We start from the raw sequence: 22,557 nt of genomic DNA on the forward strand, positions 1-22,557 counted from the left end.
CTCTTCTATCGCTATGGGGCTTACTGGCCCTGGATGGCGCTGAGCATGGTCTTGGCGTTGCCGTTGATGAAGCGCAGCGTGGCTTCGTAGCGCACGGCGTTGTCCACGAAGGCGGCGCGTTCGCGGTCCAGGTCCACCGAGTTGTTGTCCAGGCTGGGCTGGGTCTGCACGGAATAGGCCAACTTGCCCTTGCTCCCCAGCTCGGCCGAAGTGCCCGGGTCGGCAGAGGAGGCGGCGATGTGCCGCGGATCGGTGCCGATGGTGACCGTGGGCCGCTCGCTGGTGTAGCCGGAGCTGCCCAGCGTGGTTGTGGACAGGCGGTGTGGCGATTCGGTGAACGAGGAGCGCTCGCCCGTGGCGTTGCTCAGCGCGTCGGAGAATTTGAAGTCGCGTGCGACGTAGCCGGGGGTATCGGCATTCGCAATATTGCTGGCGATGGCGCGCTGGCGCTCGGCACGCAGGATCAGTGCGTTGCCGTGGAAGTCCAGCCGGTTGGTCATCTTGTCAAGCATGTCTGCCTCACGTCCAGGTTGCGAAAGCGCCAGCAAAAACGGTTTTCTGGCGTGGCTCGATTATGAAAACCGCCCGGATTTTCTAAAGCGCGAAGAGCCCGCGTTTGGGGCCGCAGTTCGGGGGTTCGGCGGCGGCCAGGGGGCCTACAGTGATGGTCGTGAAATGGCCCCTGCACCGTGTCGCAGGGCCGCACTGACGTACCAGGAGGCGCCCCATGGCATCAGCATTCCCATCCCTGTTCACGGCCGGCCGCACCGCGCTGGCCGCACTGGCCTGCGTGCTGGCCGCTGGCATGGCCCAGGCCCAGGCAGTGGCCGACCCCGCCGCAGACCTGCCCGCCCTGACCCAGCGCTGGCTGGACGATGCGATCACGCGCAACCAGCCTGCCGGCCTGCCGCTGCGCATGGAGGTGAGCATTGGTGCGCTGGACAGCCGGTTGCGCCTGGCCCCCTGCGCCCGGGTCGAACCCTATCTGCCGGCAGGTTCGCGCCTGTGGGGCCGCACCCGGCTGGGCCTGCGCTGCGTGGAAGGGCAGACCGCCTGGAACGTGTTCCTGCCCGTCACGGTCAAGGCCTGGGGTCCGGCGTGGGTGCTGACGGGCAATGTGTCCTCCGGTGCCGTGTTGAGCGCCAATGACGCCACCGAGGCCGAGGTGGACTGGGCGGCCGATGCGGCCGCCATCGTGGCCAATCCCGACCAGTGGGTCGGCCAGATCGCCTCACGCCCCCTGGTGGCAGGGCAGGCCTTGCGCCAGCCGATGGTGCGTGCACCGAGCATTTTCAAGGCCGGCGCCCAGGTGCGGGTGGTGGCGCAAGGGCCGGGTTATGCGGTAACCTCGGCAGGGCAGGCACTCTCTGCGGGCGCCGTAGGGCAGACTGTGCGTGTACGCATGGACAATGGCCGTACCATCTCTGGTATTGTGGGTGAAAATGGGACGGTTGACGTTACCCTTTGATTCATCCCGCCTGCATAAATAGCTAAAGTCCAGCGCCAAAGGGTCGAAAACATTGCTACGAGCTCCGTGTCATCGGAGCGCTGGAGAAGGCGATGAAGATAGGTCAACAACCGGAACTTCCGGGCGCACTGGCGCAAACGGGGCAGGCCAAGCAGGCCAAGGCCCCCGCTGCAGCCCCTGCTACGCCCCAAGGAGTGGCAACGGGCACTGCGGCTGCCCCGGCCCCTGGCGTGCCTGTAACGGTTTCCACCGCAGCACGTGCCCTGGACCAGACGGGCCGTGCCTCGGGCGATTTCGACACCAAGAAGGTGGCGGCGGTGCGTGCAGCCATTGAAAAGGGCACGTTCACGGTCAGCGCCGGCGCGATTGCCGACAAGCTGCTGGCCAACGCCCAAGAGATTTTTTCCCGCTCGCGCGGCTAGCGTGACCCCTTTCTTCCAGGCGTCACCGGTCCGCATTCACCAGGACAAGCCGTGACCACGCCTCTGGAAGACGCCTTGCAGGCCGTCGAGCAGCACATCGAGATGGTGTCTGCCGCCCTGCTCAAGGCCGATGCCCCCACCCTCGAACAAGCAAGCACCGGGCTGCGCGACACTGCAGCCCGTTTTTCGTATGCGCTGGACCTGTCGCGCCAGCAGGTGAGCAGCATCACCCCCGCCCTCAAGGCCCGCATGGACGCCATCGCCGCCACCCTGGTGGTGCACCGCGAAAGCCTGGCCCGCCTGGCTGCCATCACCGACCGCCAGACCGCCGTGCTGGTCCCGTCCCAGGACAGCTCTGCCAATGCCACCTACGGCAATGGCCTGGGCGGCAAGCAACAAGCCGCCGGCATCGCCAAGATCTACCGCTCGGCCGGCTGATCGGCGCGCGGCAAAGTCGCGCTGTATGGCCACGATTCTTTTTTGTACTAGTACATAGGCGCTGCCCTGAATGGCGCGCAAGCGCCAGGGCAAACCCGTGGATAGCGCGCTGCCCCATACCAGGGCAGCCGTGCAAGGGCCGCCCCGCCGCACTGGCTGCGTCCCCCTTCCCGAATTACGCAGTAATTCGAGAGAAGGGGTGAAGGCGCGTCTGCGCCTCAGGGGGATGTACTAGGGCCTGTTCACACTGATTTCGGGGATCGCGTTGCCCGGCCTGGGGGCTGGATGCAAGGCGCCCGTGCGCAGCAAGGTGTGCACCTTGCAAGCGCGGGCAACGCCGCAGACGGCCCCCAGGCCGGGCAACCCGAAGGGAAGGCCCTTGCCGGCGCGCCACTCGTCGTTGCGCTCCTTGCGTGTGCAAGGGCACACGCTGCGTCGCGCGCTTAGATTGGCACGCCGGCAAGGGCCTTCGCGACCCCGAAATCAGTGTGAACAGGCCCTAGTGACTGCGCATCTTCGCCCGCAAGCGAGCGATCGACTGGCTGTGCAGCTGGCACACACGGGATTCGGTGACCCCGAGCACGGCCGCTATCTCCTTGAGATTCATGTCGTGCTCGTAGTACATGCCCATGATGTGCTGTTCGCGCTCGGGCAGTGACTCGATGGCCGTGACCAGCGCCGAGCGCAGGCGGTGGTCGCGCAGCATTTCGAGCGGGTTGGCTGCCTCGTCGCCCACATGGCGGTCGAGGAAGCCATCATCGTCGTCATTGCTGTGGGTCATGTCCTCCAGGTACACGAGCTGCGTGCCCCGCACCCGGCCCAGCAGGCTCTGGTATTCGGGCAGGGCCATGCCCATCTCGCTGGCGATCTCCGATTCGAGCGGGCTGCGGCCCAGGCGCTGCTCCAGCCGGTTGACGGCCTGCTCGATGTCCTTCTGGCTCTTGCGCGAACTGCGCGACATCCAGTCGCCTTCGCGCAGCTCATCGAGCATGGCGCCGCGGATGCGCTGGGTGGCAAAGGTCTCGAACTGCACGCCCTGTGCGGCCTCGTAGCGCGAAAGTGCTTCCGCCAGGCCCATCATGCCGACCTGGATCAGATCGTCCAGCTCTACATTGGGAGGCAGCTTGGCGATCATGTGGTGTGCGATCCGCCGTACCAGGGGCACGTGCTGGCGAATCATCGCATCACGATCGAGCTGGCCTTTGGCGGTGTACATCAGATCAGTGGCTCCGGAGAAGATGTGCAGCTGCAGGTATACCAGCAAAATTGCTGGATGCAATTGCAGCTGCAGCCGCCATCGTTCCATTGATGGTGCCCGCGTTTTCCAGCAGTTGCAAGGCCAGGCGCTGCAGGTCCTGGGGATTCTGGGTGGAGACGGCGGTAGTGTGCACCTGACCGCCCAGGTGGCGCTCGGCGCAGTCCTGCAATGTCTGCAATGCGGCAAGGGTCTTGCGGCGCTCGGCCGTGCCCGAGCCGCGCAACAGTGCCGCCACGGTGCAGGACAGGCCGGTGTGCTGGGCCATCTGCTTCAAGCTCTTGTAGGTGGTGAGCACGCCTGCTGCGGCGCCCTCCATCACCATCAGCGGCATGGTCCGGGTGTGGGTGAGCAACTGGCCCAGCAGGGGAGGTGGGGCGTGCAGCACCAGGATGCTGTAGGCGCGCACGTAGGGCTGGATGTCCTGCAGCGGCGAGACATGCGCCGGGCGGTCGGCGCGGCTGATCTGCCACAGGCCCCGAGCGGCGGGGATCACCGCCAGGGAGGAGGCTGCGGCGCCCTGGTCCATGCCGTCGTGCCAGGGTGCCCGGCGCAGCAGGTGGTACAGGCCCGGGGACTCGTCGGTCTCGTAGCCCGTGGCGTCGAGCACCACAACCGGGTAGCCCATCCGCTGCAGGCTGGCGCAGATCTGCCACAGGGTCTCGAGGCCGCTGCCGGCCTGTTCCTGGCTGGCCACGGCCAGCACGCGCAGCTCGGTCTGCGGGGTGAGGCTTTGCAGCCCCGCAGCCTGGTGAAAGCCGGTATCAAGCATCGACCAACCCCCTGTCGGTTACCAATTCGGGTGAATGCGAGAAGAAGAAATTCAGGTCGCTGGCCTTGGGGTCGAACGGCGACTTGACCGGCGCGCGCATCGAAGTGCTGATGAGCTGGTGGGCATCGGCCGCTTCCCAGTCCTCGGGCACGCGCTGGCCATTGGTCACGCCGCGCAGCACCATCTGGTGGCGGATCAGGGCGTCGATGGAGGGGCCCAGCTTCACGGCCTCGTCCACCTTGGACAGGATGGCCTGCTGCGAGCCCTTGGTCTTGAAGGCGGTCAGCACATCGTCCAGTGTGTCGCCGTGGCAGCCGGCATTGAGCACCAGCAGGCGGTTGACGTGGGGCAGGTCCAGCACGTCGAGCATGTCGCGCTTGCGCGGATCGCGTGGGGCGACGCCGGTGGTGTCGATCAGGACCATCTTCTTGCCGCTGAGCAGGCCCAGCAGGTCCTGCAGTGCTGCACGGTCGTGGGCCAGGTGGGCCACGATGCCCAGCATGCGGCCATAGGTGCGCAGCTGTTCATGGGCGCCCACGCGGTAGGTGTCGAGCGTGATCAGGCCCACGCTGCCGGGGCCATGGATGCGCGCGCACAGGGCGGCCAGCTTGGCAGTGGTGGTGGTCTTGCCGACACCGGTGGAGCCCACCATGGCGAAGATGCCACCCTGCTCGTACAGGGGCGCGGCATCCGTGTCGGTCTTGAGGTTGCGTTCCAGCACCTCCATGAGCCAGCGCACGGATTCGGCGGCCGAGAGTTCCTCGGGCATGCGCTCGAGCACGGCGCGGGCCAGGGCGGGCGAGTAGCCGGCCCGGATCATCTTCAGCATCAGGTTGGACTGGATCGGATTCTGGCGCGCCTGGCCCAGCCAGGCCAGCGTGTTGAAGCGGTCTTCGATCAGCTCCTTCATCGAGTGCAGCTCGCTCATCAGGTTCTGCTGGTTGTTCACCTGCGCGTTCGACAGCGAGGGGGCTTCCTGGCGCTGCTGCTGCTTGCGGGGCGCGGGCTCTGCAAGGTCCATGGGGATCGAGCGCAGCGGGTTGTGGCGGGCCACCTGGGCGGCGGGACGCTCACGGGCCAGCTCAGCGGCACGGTCGCGGCTGCGCTCCATCATGGGAACCGGGTCGGACGGGCCGCTGATGGCCTCGTGGCGGCGGCGCAGCATGCGCTCGCGCACATAGTCCTGGAAGGACAGGGTGCTCATGGCCAACTGCTCGGTGTCTTCCTCCACCGGGTTGCGGTGGGCCGCAGCGGCCGGCTGCGCAGCGCGTGGCGGCTGCTGTTGCAGCTGCTGGCGCTGGCTGGCCTGTGCCAGGGGGGAGGGCGCGCTCGATTGCCTGGCCGCCGCGGCGCTGTCCAGCGACGAGAGCGTGTCCTCGGCGGTGGCCATCACCTCCACGCCGTTGGCGGTGGGGCGGTTGGACAGGATCAGTGTGCCCTCGCCAAAGGCCATGCGTGCTTTGGCCAGTGCTTCACGGGACGTAGCAGCGTGAAAGCGTTTGATGTTCATGATGCACCTTTGAGGATGGGCCCAATGCGGATGGTGTGGGTCTCAGGGATTTCGCTGTGCGCAAGGACCTGCAGGCGGGGCGCCACGCGGCGCACCAGGCGGGAGATCGCAGTGCGGATCTGGTCGGGAACGAGCAGGCAGGCGGGCAGGCCCATCTCCTCCTGGCGCAGGGCCACTTCGGCGGCCTTCTGCGTCAGGATGTCGGCCACGCCAGGGTCCAGCGCCGGGCTGGCGGTGTTGCCCAGGGCCTGCACCAAGAGGCGCTCCAGGCCGGGTTCGATGGCGATGACGTTGAGCTCGCGCGTCGGGCCGTAGATCTGCTGGACGATGGCGGGCGACAGGGCGATGCGTACGCGGCGCGCCAGTTCCACGGGGTCGGAGATGCCGCCAGCGTGCTCTGCCAGGGTCTCGATGATGGTGCGGATATCGCGGATGTGCACAGACTCCTCCAGCAGCAGCTGGAGGACTTTCTGGAACGTGGCGATGGAAACCATTTTCGGGACGACTTCTTCGATGAGCTTGGGGGCCAGTTTGGCGACGTGTTCCACGAGTTGCTGCGTTTCGGTGCGGCTCAACAGCTTGGCTGCCTGCACTTGCATCAAGTGTGACAAATGCGTCGCCATCACGGTTTCCGAATCAACGACCGTAAAGCCGGCCATTTGCGCCGCTTCCTTCTGGCGATCGTCGATCCAGTGCGCGGGCAGACCAAAGGCCGGGTCGGTGGTCGGGGTACCGATCAGCGGCGTGGTGATGCCGCCGGGGTTGATGGCCAGGAACATGCCGGGGAAGGCCTCGCCTTCGCCCACCACTACGCCACGCAGCGTGATGCGGTAGCCGCTGGGCTTGAGTTCGAGGTTGTCGCGCACATGCACGGCAGGGGGCAGGAAGCCCACTTCCTGCGCAAACTTGCGGCGTACGCCCTTGATGCGGGTCAGCAGGTCGCCCTGGCGGCTCTTGTCCACCAGCGTGATCAGGCGGTAGCCCAGTTCCAGGCCGAGCAGGTCCACGGGCTGCAGGTCGTCCCAGGTGGCTTCGCCATCGGCGGCCACAGGGGGCGGCGGGGCCACTTCCTCGGGCACCTGCTGGCGCTCGTAGAGCGTCCAGGCCCAGTAGCCGAGCAGCGCTCCGGTGATCAGGAACACCAGGTGCGGCATGCCGGGGATGAGGCCGAGCAGGATCAGGATGCCGGCCGTGACGCCCAGCACGCGGGGCGACATGAACAGCTGCTGCACGATCTGGCGGCCCATGTCCTGTTCCTTGCCGACGCGCGAGATCACCATGGCAGCGGCCACCGAGATCAAGAGGCCGGGGATCTGGGCGACCAGCGCATCACCGATGGCCAGCAGGATGTAGCTGTCGGCGGCCTGCTTGGCGGTGAGGTCGTGCTGCAGAACGCCGATGGCGAAGCCGCCGATGATGTTGATCAAGAGGATCAGGATGCCGGCGACGGCATCGCCGCGCACGAACTTGGAGGCACCGTCCATGGAGCCGAAGAAGTTTGCTTCCTCGCCAACTTCGGCGCGGCGGCGCTTGGCTTCCTTCTCGTCGATCAGGCCGGCGTTGAGGTCGGCGTCCACCGCCATCTGCTTGCCGGGCATGGCATCCAGCGTGAAGCGGGCCGACACTTCGGCAATGCGCTCGGCGCCCTTGGTGATCACCACGAAGTTGATCACCACCAGGATGGCAAACACGATCAGGCCCACGGCAAAGTTGCCGCCGATCAGGAAGTGGCCGAAGGCCTCGATCACGGCGCCAGCGGCACCGGGGCCGGTGTGGCCTTCCAGCAATACGACCCGGGTGGAGGCCACGTTCAGCGACAGGCGCATCAGCGTGGTAAGCAGCAGCACCGAGGGAAAGGCGGCAAAGTCCAGCGGCCGGATCATGTAGGCCGAGACCATCATCACCATCAGGGCGACGGCGATGTTCAGCGTGAAGAAGGTGTCCAGCAGCCACGGCGGGATGGGCAGCACCATCAGCGCCAGAATGGCCACCACCAGCAGCGGTGCCGACATGCCCTGGAGGGCCGATGTGTTCTTGCCCGCCCACAGCCGAAGGTAGTTCACGGAATTGTTCATGGGGCGGTGCCTTGCACGGTGGAAGACGTCTTGTTCAGCGGATCAAGCTCAGGGGGAACGAAAGGCTCAACCAGCGCGTCGGGCATCTGCCCTTCGCCGCGCAGAGCGGCCTTGAGGCGGTACACATAGGCCAGTACCTGGGCCACGGCGGCGTACAGGGTGGCGGGGATGGCCTGGTCGATCTCGGCGTGCGCGTAGAGCGCGCGGGCCAGCATGGGGGACTGCAGCACCGGCACGTCGTGGGCGCGGGCCAGGTCACGGATGCGCATGGCCGTGAGGTCGGTGCCGCGCGAGATCACCTGCGGAGCGGCCATGGTCTTGTCGTCGTACTTCAGGGCCACGGCATAGTGGGTGGGGTTCATCACCACGAAATCCGCCTTGGGAACCGCCGCCACGCTGGCGCCGTCCGCCATCTCGCGCTGCTTCTGGCGGATGCGGCCCTTGGTATGCGGGTCACCGTCGGATTCCTTGTGTTCCTGCTTGACTTCCTCGTGCGACATCTTCAGGCGCGCCTTGAAGAAGTAAGACTGCAGCGGCACGTCGATCAGTGCCGCCAGAAAAACCACCAGCAGCATCAGGCTGACGCCGGAGGTGAGCCACTCGGACATGTGGCGGATCGCCATGGGCGAGGGCTGCAGCACCAGCATGGCCACGCGCTCGATGCTGCCCGACATGTAGTGCCAGGCCACGGCGGAGATGATGGCCGTCATCAGCACCATCTTCGCCACGTTGGCCATCTGCTGCTTGGAAAACAGGTTCGCCACCCCGGAGATGGGGTTCAGGCGGTTGAACTGGGGGCTGATGGGCTTCATGCTGAAGATCCAGCCGCCGGCACCGATGGCGCTGAGCAGCGCGGCGCCGCTGGTGAGCAGCGCGAACACCGTGCTGGCTACCAGGCCCACGATGACCATGGTCTGCATGCGATCGACCATGGTGGCGGGCGCCATCACGATGCTGGCGTTGAACACCAGTTGGTGGGCCAGCGCCTGCTGCAGGTGCTCCATGAGCGTTGGAGCCAAGACCAGCATGGCGGCGCCGCCCGCACCCAGAATGGCCAGGTGGGACAGGTCGCGTGAACGCGCACCCTGTCCGTCCGTGCGTGCCTTCTGCAGCTTTCGCTCGGACGCCGGTAGGCTTTTTTCTTGGCTGGATTCCATGATGGCGTGACAACTTGTGTCCTGCCATTGTCGTGAGCGACCCGGAAATCTAAAGACGGATAAAGGGCGGCTGCGGGGCCCTTTTCCCTCGTACCTTGCTACAGGGCCGCACTGTGTAGAGCGCGAGCGCATGCCATGCGCTGCATGGCGGGCGCTGATGCGCCGCCGGGCGGTGCCACGCCAGTCGAGGGGAGGGTCAGAAACCCAGGCTGGCCAGCAGGTCGTCCACTTGGGACTGGTCGGTCACGATGTCCGCAGTGTTTTCCGGGTCCACCACGGGGCCGGCGAGGTGCTCGCGCGGAACCTCCACCAGCGCGGCGGGCACGTTGGCGGTGGGCGGGGCAGTCTGGATCAGCAACTGGACCAGTTGCTCCTCAATGGTGGCCGCCAGATTGACCACCCGGGCAATCACCTGGCCCGTGAGGTCGTGGAAATCCTGCGCCATCATGATTTCGGTCAGGTGCGTATCGGCTTCCATGGTGACGCGTTCCACGTCGGTCAGGAAGTTCATGATCTCGCCCTTGGCCACGGCAGCCACAGGGTCTTTGACCAGCGAGGCCACTACGCGGCGTGTCTCGGCGGCGATGAAATCATGCTGTGCCTTGGCCTGTTCGACCCGGGTGAGCACTTTTTCTGCGGCCTCGCCCGTCAGGCGGGCGATGTAGGACAGGCGGCTCTGGGCGTCGGGCAACTCGCCCATGGAGCCGCGCAGCTTGTCTGCGTAGCCCAGTTCGTTGAGCGAATCGTGCAGCTGGCGGGTCAGCAGGCCGATCTTGTGGTGGACCTCGGCCGTGGGCTCACCAGGGGGGGTGTCAGGGGTTTCCATGGCGTCACAGCCCCATCTTCTTGAGAATCAGCAGGACCTTTTCTTCCAGAGTGGCCTTGGTGAAGGGCTTGACGATGTAACCGGCTGCCCCGCCCTGGGCGGCCGCGACGATGTCCTCCTTGCGGGCTTCGGCGGTCACCATCAGCACCGGAAGGTGTTTGAGCTTGTCGTCTTTCTTGATTTCCGCCAGGAGCTGGAAACCGTTCATGTTGGGCATGTTGATGTCCGTCACCACGAAGTCAAACTTGCTGTTGCGCAGTTTGTTCAGTGCGGCGACGCCATCTTCGGCCTCGTCTGCATCGGCAAATCCGCTCTCCTTGAGCAGATTGCGGACGATGCGCCGCATGGTGGAGAAGTCGTCAACGATCAAGAAGCGAAGGGCTGTGGTCACGTGGGACCCTTTCGGTCGAAATAGGCTGGTTGTATTGTCAAGTGTGGCAGGTTTGGTGACAAGTCGTAACGATCACCCGCCAAGCGTTGGATTTTCGCGCTTTTCCGTCGGCAGCTCTGCAGGAGGGCTTGCCGCCGCAGGAGTCCCCTTGCCCATGAGGCGTTCTTCGGCCTCGCGGGTCAGCACCGTGATGGTAATACGGCGATTGGCGGGTGCGCGCGGATTCGTGGGTTCGAGCAGATCGCTGGCGGCCAATCCCACCACGCGGCCCAACCTGCCGTCGGGCATGCCGGCAGACACCAGCTCGCGGCGCGAGGCATTGGCCCGGTCGGCCGAAAGCTCCCAGTTGCTGTAGCCGCGCTCGCTGTTGCCATAGGGCACGGCATCGGTGTGGCCAGCCAGGCTGATGCGGTTTTCCACCCCGCCCAGCGCGGCCCCGATTTCACGCAGGATGTCGCGCATATAGGGTTTCACCAGCGCACTGCCACTGTCGAACATGGGGCGGTTCTGGTCGTCCACGATCTGGATCTGCAGCCCGTCGGGCGTGACATCGATGCGGATCTGGGACTTGTATTCGTTCAGGCGCGGGTTTTCGGTGATCAGGGCGTCTATCTTGGCCTGCAGCGCCTTGATGCGCTCCTGGTCCTGCTTGGCGCGCTCGGCGCGTGCGTTGTCGATGCTGGCGCGGCGGTCCTTGTCGGGGTCGGAGTCCGAGCGGCGTACCTGGCCGTGCACCTTCGAGAGATCGTTGCCGCCGCCCGGGATCACGCTGGAGCTGTTGCCGGCGCCGTCTCCGCCGGTCATGGCTACCTTGAGCGGGGAGCTGAAATAGGCAGAAATGCCCTGCAGTTCCCCCTTGGCGGTAGAGCCCAGCAGCCACATCAGCAGGAAGAACGCCATCATCGCCGTCACGAAGTCGGCATAGGCAATCTTCCAGGCGCCGCCATGGACGGCATGGCCGCCCTTCTTGATGCGCTTGATGATGATGGGCTGGAGCTTCTTTTCTGCCATGGTAGTGCGGGCTTACTTCTTGCCTTTCACATGTCCTTCAAGCTCGGCGAAGGTCGGCCTGTCGGTGGAGAACAAAACCTTGCGGCCGAATTCGATGGCGGTGGCGGGGTTGTAGCCCTGCATGCTGGCCAGCAGCGTGGACTTGATGCACAGGAATTCCTTGGCGGCATCTTCGGTCTTTTGTTCCATCAGGCCGCCCAGGGGCTCCACGAAGCCATAGGCCAGCAGGATCCCCAGGAACGTGCCCACCAGAGCCGAGGCGATCATGCCGCCCAGCACCGAGGGCGGTTGCCCCACCGAGCCCATGGTGTTCACCACCCCCAGCACGGCGGCCACGATGCCGAAGGCGGGCAGGGCGCCGGCCAGCCGGGCGATGGCCGCCACCGGGGCGTGTGCCTCCTGGTGGTGGGTGTCGATCTCGTTGTCCATCAGGGCCTCGATCTCGTGGGAGTTGAGGTTGCCCGAAACCATCATGCGCAGGTAGTCGGTCGTGAACTCGATCACATGGTGGTCACTGCCCACCGTGGGGTATTTCTTGAAGATTTCCGACTCATGGGGGGCTTCCACATCCTTTTCGATCGCCATCAGGCCCTCCTTGCGGGCCTTTTGCAGGATGTCGTAGAGCATGGCCAGCAGCTCCATGTAGCGCGCCTTGGTGTACTTGGATCCCTTGAGCGCGGCAGGAACGGCCTTGAGCGTGGCCTTGAGCACCTTGGGCTGGTTGTTCACCACGAAGGCGCCCATGGCGCTGCCACCGATGGTGATGAGTTCGAACGGCAGGGCCTTCAGGATCACCTGGATATTCCCGCCGTGCACGATGTACACACCGAAGATGCAGACCATGCTGACGACGTAGCCAATGATGACGAACATGCTGATTCAGGTTGATTGGGCGGGCGCCAGGCAGGGCTGGGCGGTTGCGGTGGAAACACGGCGCCGGGCCGTATCGCTGGTTTCACTGTATCTGATTGTGCGCGAACCAGTCCTGCGAGCAAGCGGGAAAGCGCCTGTCACTTCGCTCGGTTGGGCGGGTTGCGTGGTTTTTCCGTCGGTTTTCCCGATTTCGGAAACGCCCGCAGTGTTTATGCTGCGCAATAGTACGGCTTTAGGACGCCAGATTTGGCAAGACCCCATGGACACAGGTGATCTATATATGAAGACAGGCCGGTTTGAGGATGCCCGCACAGCAGGGGCGTGTCACCCATGAAAGCCGTGTTGCTGGCCGGTGGCCTGGGCACCCGCATTTCCGAAGAGTCGCACCTGCGCCCCAAGCCCATGATCGAGATCGGCGGGCGCCCCATCCTGTGGCACATCATGAAGACCTATGCCGCCCATGGGGTCAATGATTTCATCATCTGCCTGGGGTACAAGGGCTACATCATCAAGGAGTATTTCGCCAACTACTTCCTGCACATGTCGGATGTGACCTTCGACATGGCCGAGAACCGCATGGAGGTGCACCACCGCCATGCCGAGCCCTGGCGCGTGACGCTGGTGGACACCGGCGAGTCCACGCTGACCGGGGGGCGCCTCAAGCGCGTGCGCGAGTACCTGCCGCAGGGCGAACCCTTTTGCTTCACCTACGGCGATGGGGTGGCCGATCTCGACATGGCCGCGCAGTTCGCCTTCCATGCCGCCCACGGCAAGCTGGCCACGGTGACCGCGGTGCTGCCGCCCGGCCGCTATGGCGCGCTGGTGCGCGATGGCGATGGCAAGGGGGAGGGCGTGCGCGGCTTTGTCGAGAAGCCACGCGGCGACGGTGGCTGGATCAACGGCGGGTTCTTCGTGCTGTCGGCCCAGGTGCTGGACCGCATCGATGGTGATGCCACGCCCTGGGAGGCAGCGCCCATGGAGAGCCTGGCGCGCGATGGCGAGTTGATGGCGTTCGAGCACCATGGCTTCTGGCAGCCCATGGACACGCTGCGCGAGAAAAACCTGCTCGAAGAACTCTGGCAGAGCGGCCAGGCGCCGTGGAAGTGCTGGTGAGCGGCATGGCCTTGCCCGATCCCCATTTCTGGCGCGGCAAGCGCGTGGTGCTCACGGGGCACACGGGCTTCAAGGGCAGCTGGCTGGCCCTGTGGCTGCAGCGTCTGGGGGCGCAGGTCACCGGCATTGCCCTGCCGCCGGCCATCGAGCCCAGCCTGTTTGCACTGGCCGGCGTGGCGAGCGGCATGGACAGCCATGCCTGCGACGTGCGCGATGCGGGTGCCACGGCGGCCCTTATCCAGGCAGCACGGCCTGACATCTTGCTGCACCTGGCGGCCCAGGCCCTGGTGCGCGCCAGCTATGCCGCGCCGCTCGAAACCTATGCCACCAACGTCATGGGCACGGCCCATGTGCTCGATGCGCTGCGCGGCCTGCCTGGCGTGCGCGTGGCGCTGGTCGTGACGACCGACAAGGTCTACCGCAACCTAGAATGGGTCTACCCCTATCGCGAAGACGATGCGTTGGGAGGGCATGACCCCTACAGCGCCAGCAAGGCCGCCGCCGAGATTGTGACCGCCAGCTACCGCGATGCCTTCCTGTCCGCACAGGGTGTGGCCGTGGCCACTGCCCGCGCCGGCAATGTGATCGGCGGCGGAGACTGGGCGCCCGAGCGCCTTTTGCCGGACGCTGCGGCTGCCTGGTCTGCTGGCCAGACCCTGGTGCTGCGCAATCCCCATGCCACACGGCCCTGGCAGCATGTGCTGGAGCCGCTGGCCGCCTACCTGCGCCTGGCCCAGGTGCTGTGGGAGCGGCCAGGGAGCGCGGGCGCATACAACTTCGGACCGGCCCCACAGGAGGCCGCCACGGTGGGGTGTGTGGTCGAGATGGCACGGTCAGCCTACCCCACCGCGCCTGTGCGTTACGAGAGCGACGCGAAGCATCCGCACGAAGCGGGGCTGCTGGCCCTGGACACGGCGCGCGCGCGCAGCCTGCTGGGCATCACCCCGTGCTGGGCCCTGCCCGAGGCCGTGGGCCGCACCATGGCCTGGTACCGCGGCTACCACGCTGGCGCCGATGCGCGCGCCTTGTGCCTGGCCGACCTGGACGCCTATGAGCAGGCCTGCGGCACCGTGCAGGAGACCGCCCTGTGAGCCGCTTCACCGTGGAGCCCACGCCGCTGGCGGGCCTGATGACCGTGCAGCGCCAGCCGCTGGCGGACAGCCGGGGCTTTCTGGCGCGCATGTTCTGCGCGGCTGACCTGGCCCCTGCGGGCTGGACCTGGCCGATCGCGCAGATCAACCATACCCAGACGGCCCAGCGCGGCACCGTGCGGGGGCTGCATTTCCAGCACCCCCCGGCGGCTGAGGCCAAGCTGGTCAGCTGCCTGCGCGGCGCTGTATGGGATGTGGCGGTGGACCTGAGGGCCGGCTCCCCGACCTTCCTGCAATGGTTCGGACGCGAGCTGTCGGCTGCCAACCACTGGGCCATGCTCATCCCGCCCGGCTTCGCCCATGGTTTCCAGGCGCTGGCCGATGATTGCGAGATGCTCTACCTGCACTCGGCACCCTATGCGCCCGCCTCGGAAGGCGGGCTCGACGCGCTCGACCCGCGCTTGGCCATTGCCTGGCCGCTGCCCCTGGCAGGCCGCTCGCCGCGCGACGCCCAACATCCCTCCCTGGCGCCGGCCTTCACCGGGCTGGCGCTGCCCTGACCGAGTTCTGCCGATGAAATGCCGCCACTGCGCCGCCCCCGTTACCCTGCCTCTGGCAGACCTGGGTACCGCGCCCCCTTCCAACGCCTACCTGCGCGAACCCGCGCTGCATGCGCCCGAGCGCTGGTACCCCCTCAGGGTGCTGGTCTGCGAGAACTGCTGGCTGGTGCAGACCGAAGACTTCGCGGCCGCTGACGCCTTGTTCGATGCCGACTACGCGTACTTCAGCTCGTTCTCCAGTAGCTGGCTGGCCCATGCCCAGGCCTATGTGGAGGACATGGCCCAGCGCCTGTCGCTGGGCGCCCACAGCCAGGTGGTGGAAGTGGCCGCCAACGATGGCTACCTGCTGCAGTACGTGGCCGGGCGCGGCATCCCCTGCCTGGGCGTGGAGCCCACGGCCAGCACTGCAGCTGCAGCACGGGCGCGCGGCATCGAGGTCGTGGAGCAGTTCTTCGGTGTGGCGCTGGCCCGCACGCTGGTGGCCGGCGGGCGCGCCGCCGATCTCACGGTGGCCAACAACGTGCTGGCCCATGTGCCCGACATCAACGACTTCGTTGCGGGTTTTGCCGTGCTGCTCAAGCCGCAGGGGGTGGCCACCTTCGAGTTTCCGCACCTGCTGCAGCTGGTTCAACAGTGCCAGTTCGACACCCTGTACCACGAGCATTTCTCGTACCTTTCGCTCACCGCAGTGCAGCGCATTTTTGCCGCCAACGGCCTCACCGTGACCGATGTGCAGGAGTTGCCCACCCACGGCGGCAGCCTGCGCGTGTTCGCGCAGCGCAGTGACGCCCCGCCCATCGTGCACAGCCGGGTGAGCGAACTGTTGGCTCGTGAAACGGCGGCCTGTGTGTCCTCAGCCGCGTTTTACGGGGGGCTGCAAGGCGAGGCGCTGCGCATCAAGCGCGAATTGCTGGCCTTTCTGCTTGACTGCCATGCGCGCGGGCTCAAGGTGGGCGCCTATGGCGCAGCGGCCAAGGGCAACACCCTTCTCAACTTCGCCGGCGTGCGGGCGGATCTGCTGCCCTACGTGGTTGACCGCAACCCTGCCAAGCAGGGTCAGTTCTTGCCAGGTAGCCGCATCCCGGTGGTGGACGAGGAGCACCTGCGCGCGCACCAGCCCGACCGCGTGCTGATCCTGCCCTGGAACCTGCGTGAGGAGATCGCTTCACAACTCGCATACGCTCGCGGCTGGGGCGCCCAGTTTGCCGTGGCCGTTCCCCGGATGGAGACTTTCAAATGACTAAGCCTTCCCGAATCCTGTTGTCCCGCCCGTCGATCACCGATCTTGAGGTGTCATTGGCGGAGGACGCCGCGCGCAATGGCTGGGGCGAGCATTGCTATGACTACATCCGCCAGTTCGAAGAAGCATTTGCCGCCCATGTCGGCGTGCGGCATGCCATTGCCACTTCCAGCTGTACCGGGGCATTGCACATGGGGCTGGCTGCATTGGGCATCGGAGAGGGTGACGAAGTCATCCTGGCCGACACCAATTGGGTCGCCACCGTTGCACCAGTGATGTACCTGGGCGCCAAGCCCGTGCTGGTGGATATTCTGGAGGACACCTGGTGCCTGGATCCCGAGGCCGTGCTTGCTGCCATCACGCCCCGCACCCGCGCCATTTTCGCGGTGCACCTGTACGGCAACGTCTGCGACATGGGCGCGCTGCTGGCCATCGGTTCCGAGCACGGCATCCCGGTCATCGAGGATGCGGCAGAGGCCATTGGTTCGCGCCACCGAGGGCGCAGGGCCGGGTCCATGGGGCTGTTCGGGGGATTTTCGTTCCATGGATCCAAGACGATGACCACCGGAGAGGGGGGAATGTTCGTGACCGACGATCCGGCCCTTTATGAAAAAGTTCTTACCTTGTCCAATCATGGCCGGGCGCGGGGGCAGGTGCGGCAGTTCTGGCCCGACGAACTGGGTTTCAAATACAAGATGTCCAATGTGCAGGCGGCGATCGGGTGTGCGCAGCTGCAGCGCATCGAGGACCTGATCGCGCGAAAGCGTGCGATCTTCCATGCCTACCAGGTGGCACTGGCCGAAGAGCCTGCCGTGCGCATGAATCCCGAGTTGCCCGGCACGGAAATTGGCGCGTGGATGCCTACGGTGGTGCTGTCGGCTGATGCTGCATTGACAGCCGACACCCTGCTGCAACGTTTTGTGGGTAGCAACATCGATGCGCGGCCATTCTTTTCTCCGCTCTCCACCTTGCCCTGGATGCAGGGTGCTGGCGGTGGGCACCATGCGCGGCACATTGCCGAGCGTGCGGTCAATCTGCCCAGCTTCCACGACATGACCGACGCGGACATCGCAAGGGTGGTCGGCGTGATCCGCGAGGCGCTGCATGCCGCGTGACGGGCAGCACCTGCAATCCCTGGGTGGGCGCCCCTGCGTGGTGTGGGGGTGCTCGGGCCATGCCCGGGTGCTGCTGGACCTGATTGCCGCGCAGGGAGGGAACGTGGTTGCGTTCGTCGATGCGCGGCCGGTGCCCACCCTGCTTGCCGGCGTGCCCGTGCTGCTGGGCCACGCCGGTTTTGCCGAGTGGGCGGGCGCCTTGGCGGGCGACGTCTCCAAGGCATGCGGGGTGATTGCCATTGGCCGGCAGGGTCCGGACCGCCTTCACGTTGTGGGCCGGTTCGCCTCGGCTGGCGTGGCGTTGCCGGTGCTCGTGCACGCCACTGCCAGCGTGAGCCCTTCAGCGGTGCTGGGGCAGGGCTCGCAGGTGCTGGCCCAGGCGGTGGTTGCCGCCGGTGCGGTGCTTGGCGATGTCTGCATCGTCAACCACCGGGCTTCGGTGGACCATGAGTGCCAGCTGGCCGACAGCGTGACGGTGGCGCCTGGTGCCACCCTGTGCGGCGGCGTCCACGTGGGGCGTGACGTCTTCATCGGCGCTGGCGCCACTGTATTGCCGCGTGTGTCCATCGGTGCCGGAGCGATGGTGGGCGCGGGGGCCGTGGTGACCCGCGACGTGCCGGCGGGCGCCGTGGTCGTCGGCAACCCGGCCCGGGTGGTCCAGGCGCCGCCACACCGCTGACGCGGCCCTTTTCAATCACTGTTTCAACAGTCCAGCAGGAGCATTTCATGCCGCACAAACAGACCCCAGGTCCCGTCGAGGTATTTCAGCAGGAGCGTGAAGACCGGCTGCAGCAATACGGGACGGATGCGCACTTCCAGACCCTGTCCCAGGACTGGCTGCAGGCGTCCATGCAGCGCCAGTACGTGTACAACTTCGACTGGCTGGGGCGGCCCATAATCCAGTACCCGCAGGACATGGTGGCCATGCAGGAGCTGGTCTGGCGTGTGCGGCCGGACCTGATCATCGAAACCGGCATCGCCCACGGTGGCTCTCTGGTGCTCAGCGCGTCGCTGCTGGCCTTGCTGGACATGTGCGATGCCATCGAGGCGGGAGGCATGCTGGACCCGCGGCAATCCCGGCGCAAGGTTCTGGGTATCGACATCGACATCCGGCCACACAACCGCGAGGCGATCAAGCGCCACCCGATGGCCAGCCGCATTGCGATGGTCCAGGGGTCTTCCATCGCACCCGACGTCATCGCGCAGGTGCAGGCGTTTGCCAAGGGCTACCAGCGGGTCATGGTGTGCCTGGATTCCATGCACACCCACGCGCACGTGCTTGCAGAACTCGAGGCCTATGCGCCCCTGGTGTCGGAGGGCAGCTATTGCGTGGTCTTCGACACCTTCGTAGAAGACATGCCGCCGAAATTCTTTGCAGACCGCCCCTGGGACGTCGGAAACAACCCAAAGACAGCGGTGCGCGAGTGGCTGGCCAGCCATTCCGAGTTCGAAGTGGATGCCACCTGGCCGCGCAAGCTGATGGTGACCGTGGCGCCCGAGGGCTTCTTGCGTCGAAAAACGGCCCCATAGCCGGCCGCGGATGCTCAGCGCATGGCCTGCGTCGCGTAGCGCAGGTAGGTCACCGCGAAATCGGTGTGGCCATGGGCCAGCTCCACCTCTGCCAGGCAGGTGAGCGCAACGGGGTCGTGCGGAACGGCGCACAGCACCATTTCAGCCAGCTCCGTCACGTTGTACCAGCGCCTGTTCTCGATCTGGCCCGTTTCCGTGACGGTGTCCGTGGGAACCTCCTTGGCCCTGGCCAGGGACGCCTCCAGGCGGGCGTGGGCTTCGTGGAGGGTTACCCGGTTCCCGGGGCCCAGCCCCACTCCCGGAACGGGTGGAGCTTCCCATTCCGGCGGCATGCTGCCCAGGTACTCCTGCATGACCTCTATCTGCGCCGCGTGTTGCTCTTCGGTATCACCGGGGTGTACCTCCTGGGCCAGCCATTGCAGCCACATGGTGCGCAAGCCCTCGCCAAAGGCGCTGCAGAACACGTCTTCCCGCATGAGAACGGATTCTTCCAGTTCCTGGCGCAGGTTCATGCGTGTTGCGTTCAGGCTGTTCGCGTCTTGGGCAAGATGGACCGCAATGTCGACGTAGGCTCGCTGCGTTTGCGCAAGCCACTCGGGCCGTCCCAGGTGGAGCAGGATTCCCGCGGTCAGGCGGCTCTTGAAGCTGCTTCCCGCCAGGGCCACCAGGGGAACACCCATCCAGAGGACGTCCATCGAGGTCGTGCCCCCGTTCAGGGGAAACGGATCCAGCGCAATATCGATGCGGTGGTAGGTCAGGTACTGGTTGCTGGAGCTTAGCGCCACCAATTCGACCCGATCGGCATCCAGCCCCAGGCTGTTGCAACGCGCCATGTAGGCGCGCGCGAAGTCCGGGTTGTCAAGGTTCTTGCCTTCGATGAGGAGCTTCGAGCCAGGTACCCGGCGCAGTATTTCGGCCCAGGTGGACAACACGGTGTCGGTGATCTTGCCCAGGTTGTTGCACGAGCCAAAGGTGATGTACCCATTTCCCACCGCCGGGCTGGGACGAACCAGGTAGATAGGTTGATAGCGCCACAGAGGGTTGCGGCTCATCGGCCGGTACACGCAAAGGCGGGTGGGCATGCGGAACAGGCGTTCGCTGTATTGCCACTCCACCCCTGGCGGGTCCGTCATGTCGTCGGTGATCAGGTAGTCCATGGCCGACAGGCCGGTGGTTCCCGGGAATCCGATCCAGGTGGCTTGTATCGGGGCTGCCTTGTGGGCCATGGCCATCAAGCCGTTGTGGCCTGTGTGCCCGGCCAGGTCGATCAGGATGTCGATCCCGTGGTCTTGAATGGTCTGCGCCTGCTTTTTGGCGTCGAGCCCGGCGATGCGGATGAAATGGTCCGCGTGCCGCTCCACGCGCGTGGTGATGTAGTCGCTCTTGGGAAATAGGTAAAACGCGTAGACCTCGAACTGGCGGCGGTCGAGCTGTGCGAGCACGCCCTCCATGAAGTACATCACCGAGTGCACGCGAAAATCGGGCGACAGGAAGCCTATGCGCAGCTTTCGCCACGGATCACGGTTGCGTTCGGAAAAACTCGGCCACGAGGGTTTCAGCGGGGGTTCGAACACCGCGGCGTATTCGCGCGCGGCTGTGGCCAGGCTGGTAGCGTCCGCATCAGGGTCCGCCAGCATGAACAGTAGCCGGTTGGTGTGGTTGGAGGGTTCCCTGGGCGTCAGCGCAATCGCGTCGATGGAGTCCTGCACGGCCTGCTTCACCTGGCCCATTTCACGCCGGTGGATGGCCTTTTGGGTGAGCGCAGCGGATTTCTCGTAGACGTCCGTGGCCAACTCCGCCGCTTTTTCGGCCGCCCTGAAACCCTGTTCATTCTTGGTGATCAGGTAGCAGCACTGCGACAGCATGAGCCAGCAGACGGCTTTCTCGGGCCGCAGCGCACAGACCCTCTCGAAAAGGGGCAGCGCCTCTGCATTGCGCACCTGCCTGAGCAGGACGTTGGCATAGTTGATCAGGAGTTCGGCGTCGTCGGGCCACATCCGGGCACCGCGCTGGTACACCTCGAGCGACTCTTCGATCTTGCCCTGGGATTCGAGTGAATGGCCCAGCAGGCGGGTGGCATTCAGGTCACGGGAGTCCTTGCGCAAGATCTGCTTGCACAACCGGGTCAACAAGGTCCAGTCCTTGCTTTCGAGGGCCGTTCTGATGCGGCCATCGACCGGGGATTTGTTTTTGCCGTGGTTTCTGCCTTGCACCATATGTCCTTGTTGACTTACGCCACAGGCAGTCTATCCGCCATCCCTGGAGCGGCGGGCGCCGTTGCCATGAACCGCGCTGTTTACTGCAGCAGCTTCAGGACGCCCTGCGGGATCTGGTTGGCCTGGGCCACCATGGCCGTGCCTGCCTGCTGCAGGATCTGCGAGCGCGACAGGTTGGCCGTTTCTGCGGCAAAGTCGGCGTCAAGAATGCGCGAACGCGATGCCGACAGGTTCTCGGACGTGATGTTCAGTGAGGAAATGGCGGTTTCGAACCTGGCTTGCAAGGCGCCGAGCTTGGCCCGCTCGCCGTTGATATAGGCCAGTGCGGAATCGACGGTCTTCAGGGCTTCGGTCGCTTTCTTGAAGGTGGTCACGTCCAGGTTGGCGACCTCCTGCAGGTCCGAGGCGCTGTCGGTAGCCGATGTGGTGTTGAATGCGTTGGTCGTGGTGGCATTGGTCGAAAACGATTTTTCCGAATCCAGCACCACATAGCCACTCACGGTGGACGCGTCTGCGCCAGCCGCCGCGGCCAGGGTGTCGACGGCACCAATGACGGAGCCATCGGCCTGCAGCTTCTGGATATTGACGCCACCGCTGTTCACACCCGAAGTGGCCCCCTTGTACAGGCCGATGTCCTGGCCGGTGGCGCTGGTCAGGATCACGCCGTCGCTGGTGGAGTTGAGCGATGCCGTCACGCCGGTCTTGGACGATTGCTCGTTGATGGCCGACACGGCATTCGACAGGCCATCCGACGTGTTCAATGCGGAAACGTTGAACGAAATGGACTGGCCCAGCGCGGGTGCGGTTGGCGTATTGTCGCCGCGCAGCTCGAAGGTATAGGAGCCGACCGATTCGAATTTGAGCTCGACTTCGGTGCGCGCGGAGGCGGTGACACCCGTGTTCGCCGTCTGGAGATTGACCTTGTCCGCCATGGACTTGGCCGTGTCATTGTCTGCAATGACGATTTCCTTGGAGCCCAGGGCGCCATTCACTGCCAGGGTACCGGCGGTCACGCCGTTGGAGCCCCAGTCGGCGGCATTGGCACCGCTGCCGGCACCATTGGCCGATGTGTTCTGGTTGTTGCCGTACACGGTGGTGCGCAGGTTGGCCGTGGCGGCCACGATGGTCTGGTTGGCGTTGGCGCCCACCTGGAACTGTTGCGTACCAAATGTGCCATTGAGCAGCTTGGCGCCGTTGAACTCGGTGGTCTGCGAGATGCGGTCCAGTTCGCTGACCAGTTGGCCCACTTCCTGATTCAGCGCCTGGCGGTCGCTGGGGCTGTTGGAGGCATTGGCCGATTGCACCGCCAGTTCACGCACCCGCTGCAGAATGTCGCCTGCCGCCTTCATGGCACCTTCCGTGACCTGCGCCAGCGAGATACCATCGTTGGCATTGCGCGCTGCCTGGTTCAGGCCGCGGATCTGGCTGGTGAAGCGCTCGGAAATGGCCAGGCCGGCGGCGTCGTCCTTGGCGCTGTTGATGCGCAGGCCCGAC

The 22,557-nt window shown here is 65.5% G+C and carries 22 protein-coding genes; 10 read left to right on the top strand and 12 right to left on the bottom strand.

The features are described 5' to 3' along the window. Nucleotides 1-20: 20 nt before the first annotated feature. A complete protein-coding gene (gene flgB / locus ASE31_RS22835) occupies nt 21-512 on the bottom strand; it encodes a flagellar basal body rod protein FlgB (protein WP_057204086.1) in 492 nt (163 codons plus the stop codon). 215 nt (nt 513-727) lie between these two features. Between flgB and flgA the strand changes: the two genes are divergently transcribed. From flgA to ASE31_RS22850, 3 genes are all read left to right on the top strand, one after another. After that, nucleotides 728-1,468, top strand: a complete 741-nt coding sequence (gene flgA, locus ASE31_RS22840; RefSeq protein ID WP_057204087.1) for a flagellar basal body P-ring formation chaperone FlgA — start codon at nt 728-730, stop codon at nt 1,466-1,468. Nucleotides 1,469-1,560: 92 nt separating this feature from the next. Continuing rightward, nucleotides 1,561-1,890 carry a flagellar biosynthesis anti-sigma factor FlgM gene (gene flgM / locus ASE31_RS22845; protein ID WP_057204088.1) on the top strand — a complete coding sequence of 110 codons (330 nt, stop codon included), beginning with the start codon at nt 1,561-1,563 and terminating at the stop codon, nt 1,888-1,890. Between the two features lie 51 nt (nt 1,891-1,941). Further along, nucleotides 1,942-2,328, top strand: coding sequence for a hypothetical protein (locus ASE31_RS22850; protein ID WP_082604314.1), 387 nt, complete (start codon nt 1,942-1,944; stop codon nt 2,326-2,328). A 499-nt stretch (nt 2,329-2,827) separates the two neighbouring features. Here the strand turns inward: ASE31_RS22850 and ASE31_RS22855 are convergent, their stop codons facing one another. The 9 genes from ASE31_RS22855 to motA form a co-directional block, all read right to left on the bottom strand. After that, nucleotides 2,828-3,544: an RNA polymerase sigma factor FliA gene (locus tag ASE31_RS22855; protein ID WP_057204145.1), complete on the bottom strand. Its 717-nt coding sequence runs from the start codon at nt 3,542-3,544 to the stop codon at nt 2,828-2,830. A 4-nt stretch (nt 3,545-3,548) separates the two neighbouring features. Beyond that, nucleotides 3,549-4,355 (bottom strand): hypothetical protein, encoded by an 807-nt coding sequence (locus tag ASE31_RS22860; protein ID WP_057204089.1) that lies wholly within the window; start codon nt 4,353-4,355, stop codon nt 3,549-3,551. Beyond that, the gene (flhF, locus tag ASE31_RS22865) at nt 4,348-5,865 is read right to left on the bottom strand and encodes a flagellar biosynthesis protein FlhF (protein ID WP_057204090.1); all 1,518 of its coding nucleotides are present in this window, start codon (nt 5,863-5,865) and stop codon (nt 4,348-4,350) included. The genes ASE31_RS22860 and flhF overlap by 8 nt, the downstream gene beginning before the upstream one ends. Next, nucleotides 5,862-7,940 (bottom strand): flagellar biosynthesis protein FlhA, encoded by a 2,079-nt coding sequence (gene flhA / locus ASE31_RS22870; RefSeq protein ID WP_057204091.1) that lies wholly within the window; start codon nt 7,938-7,940, stop codon nt 5,862-5,864. Before flhA ends, flhF begins: the two co-directional genes overlap by 4 nt. Then, complete coding sequence (locus ASE31_RS22875) at nt 7,937-9,097, bottom strand: flagellar biosynthesis protein FlhB (protein ID WP_057204092.1); 1,161 nt, start codon at nt 9,095-9,097, stop codon at nt 7,937-7,939. Before ASE31_RS22875 ends, flhA begins: the two co-directional genes overlap by 4 nt. A gap of 196 nt (nt 9,098-9,293) precedes the next feature. After that, a complete protein-coding gene (locus tag ASE31_RS22880; RefSeq protein WP_057204093.1) occupies nt 9,294-9,923 on the bottom strand; it encodes a protein phosphatase CheZ in 630 nt (209 codons plus the stop codon). Between the two features lie 4 nt (nt 9,924-9,927). After that, nucleotides 9,928-10,314 (bottom strand): chemotaxis response regulator CheY, encoded by a 387-nt coding sequence (cheY, locus tag ASE31_RS22885; RefSeq protein ID WP_057204094.1) that lies wholly within the window; start codon nt 10,312-10,314, stop codon nt 9,928-9,930. A gap of 72 nt (nt 10,315-10,386) precedes the next feature. Further along, the gene (gene motB / locus ASE31_RS22890) at nt 10,387-11,325 is read right to left on the bottom strand and encodes a flagellar motor protein MotB (protein ID WP_057204095.1); all 939 of its coding nucleotides are present in this window, start codon (nt 11,323-11,325) and stop codon (nt 10,387-10,389) included. 12 nt (nt 11,326-11,337) lie between these two features. Then, complete coding sequence (motA, locus tag ASE31_RS22895) at nt 11,338-12,198, bottom strand: flagellar motor stator protein MotA (protein WP_057204096.1); 861 nt, start codon at nt 12,196-12,198, stop codon at nt 11,338-11,340. Nucleotides 12,199-12,528: 330 nt separating this feature from the next. Here motA and rfbF point away from each other — a divergent pair, with 330 nt between their 5' ends. From rfbF to ASE31_RS22930, 7 genes are read left to right on the top strand one after another with little or no spacing between them, the layout of a single operon-like run. Continuing rightward, nucleotides 12,529-13,311 (top strand): glucose-1-phosphate cytidylyltransferase, encoded by a 783-nt coding sequence (gene rfbF / locus ASE31_RS22900; protein ID WP_057204097.1) that lies wholly within the window; start codon nt 12,529-12,531, stop codon nt 13,309-13,311. A gap of 5 nt (nt 13,312-13,316) precedes the next feature. Continuing rightward, on the top strand, nt 13,317-14,402 hold the full coding sequence (rfbG, locus tag ASE31_RS22905) for a CDP-glucose 4,6-dehydratase (protein WP_057204146.1): 1,086 nt from the start codon (nt 13,317-13,319) through the stop codon (nt 14,400-14,402). After that, nucleotides 14,399-14,962 (top strand): dTDP-4-dehydrorhamnose 3,5-epimerase family protein, encoded by a 564-nt coding sequence (locus ASE31_RS22910; RefSeq protein ID WP_057204098.1) that lies wholly within the window; start codon nt 14,399-14,401, stop codon nt 14,960-14,962. The genes rfbG and ASE31_RS22910 overlap by 4 nt, the downstream gene beginning before the upstream one ends. Before the next feature lie 13 nt (nt 14,963-14,975). Beyond that, complete coding sequence (locus ASE31_RS22915; protein ID WP_057204099.1) at nt 14,976-16,202, top strand: class I SAM-dependent methyltransferase; 1,227 nt, start codon at nt 14,976-14,978, stop codon at nt 16,200-16,202. Beyond that, on the top strand, nt 16,199-17,317 hold the full coding sequence (locus tag ASE31_RS22920; RefSeq protein WP_057204100.1) for a DegT/DnrJ/EryC1/StrS aminotransferase family protein: 1,119 nt from the start codon (nt 16,199-16,201) through the stop codon (nt 17,315-17,317). The genes ASE31_RS22915 and ASE31_RS22920 overlap by 4 nt, the downstream gene beginning before the upstream one ends. After that, nucleotides 17,307-17,996 carry a NeuD/PglB/VioB family sugar acetyltransferase gene (locus tag ASE31_RS22925; protein ID WP_057204101.1) on the top strand — a complete coding sequence of 230 codons (690 nt, stop codon included), beginning with the start codon at nt 17,307-17,309 and terminating at the stop codon, nt 17,994-17,996. Before ASE31_RS22920 ends, ASE31_RS22925 begins: the two co-directional genes overlap by 11 nt. Before the next feature lie 47 nt (nt 17,997-18,043). Next, complete coding sequence (locus ASE31_RS22930) at nt 18,044-18,847, top strand: cephalosporin hydroxylase family protein (RefSeq protein WP_157412613.1); 804 nt, start codon at nt 18,044-18,046, stop codon at nt 18,845-18,847. A 14-nt stretch (nt 18,848-18,861) separates the two neighbouring features. On the opposite strand, the gene ASE31_RS22935 is transcribed toward ASE31_RS22930, so the two are convergent. Further along, nucleotides 18,862-20,865 (bottom strand): acetylglucosamine transferase, encoded by a 2,004-nt coding sequence (locus ASE31_RS22935; protein ID WP_235514728.1) that lies wholly within the window; start codon nt 20,863-20,865, stop codon nt 18,862-18,864. Nucleotides 20,866-21,143: 278 nt separating this feature from the next. Beyond that, the coding region (locus ASE31_RS22940) for a flagellin (RefSeq protein WP_057204103.1) at nt 21,144-22,557 on the bottom strand (1,414 nt) is incomplete at its 5' end.

This window comes from Acidovorax sp. Root217 (assembly GCF_001428645.1).
In the GTDB taxonomy this organism is placed as follows: domain Bacteria; phylum Pseudomonadota; class Gammaproteobacteria; order Burkholderiales; family Burkholderiaceae_C; genus Acidovorax.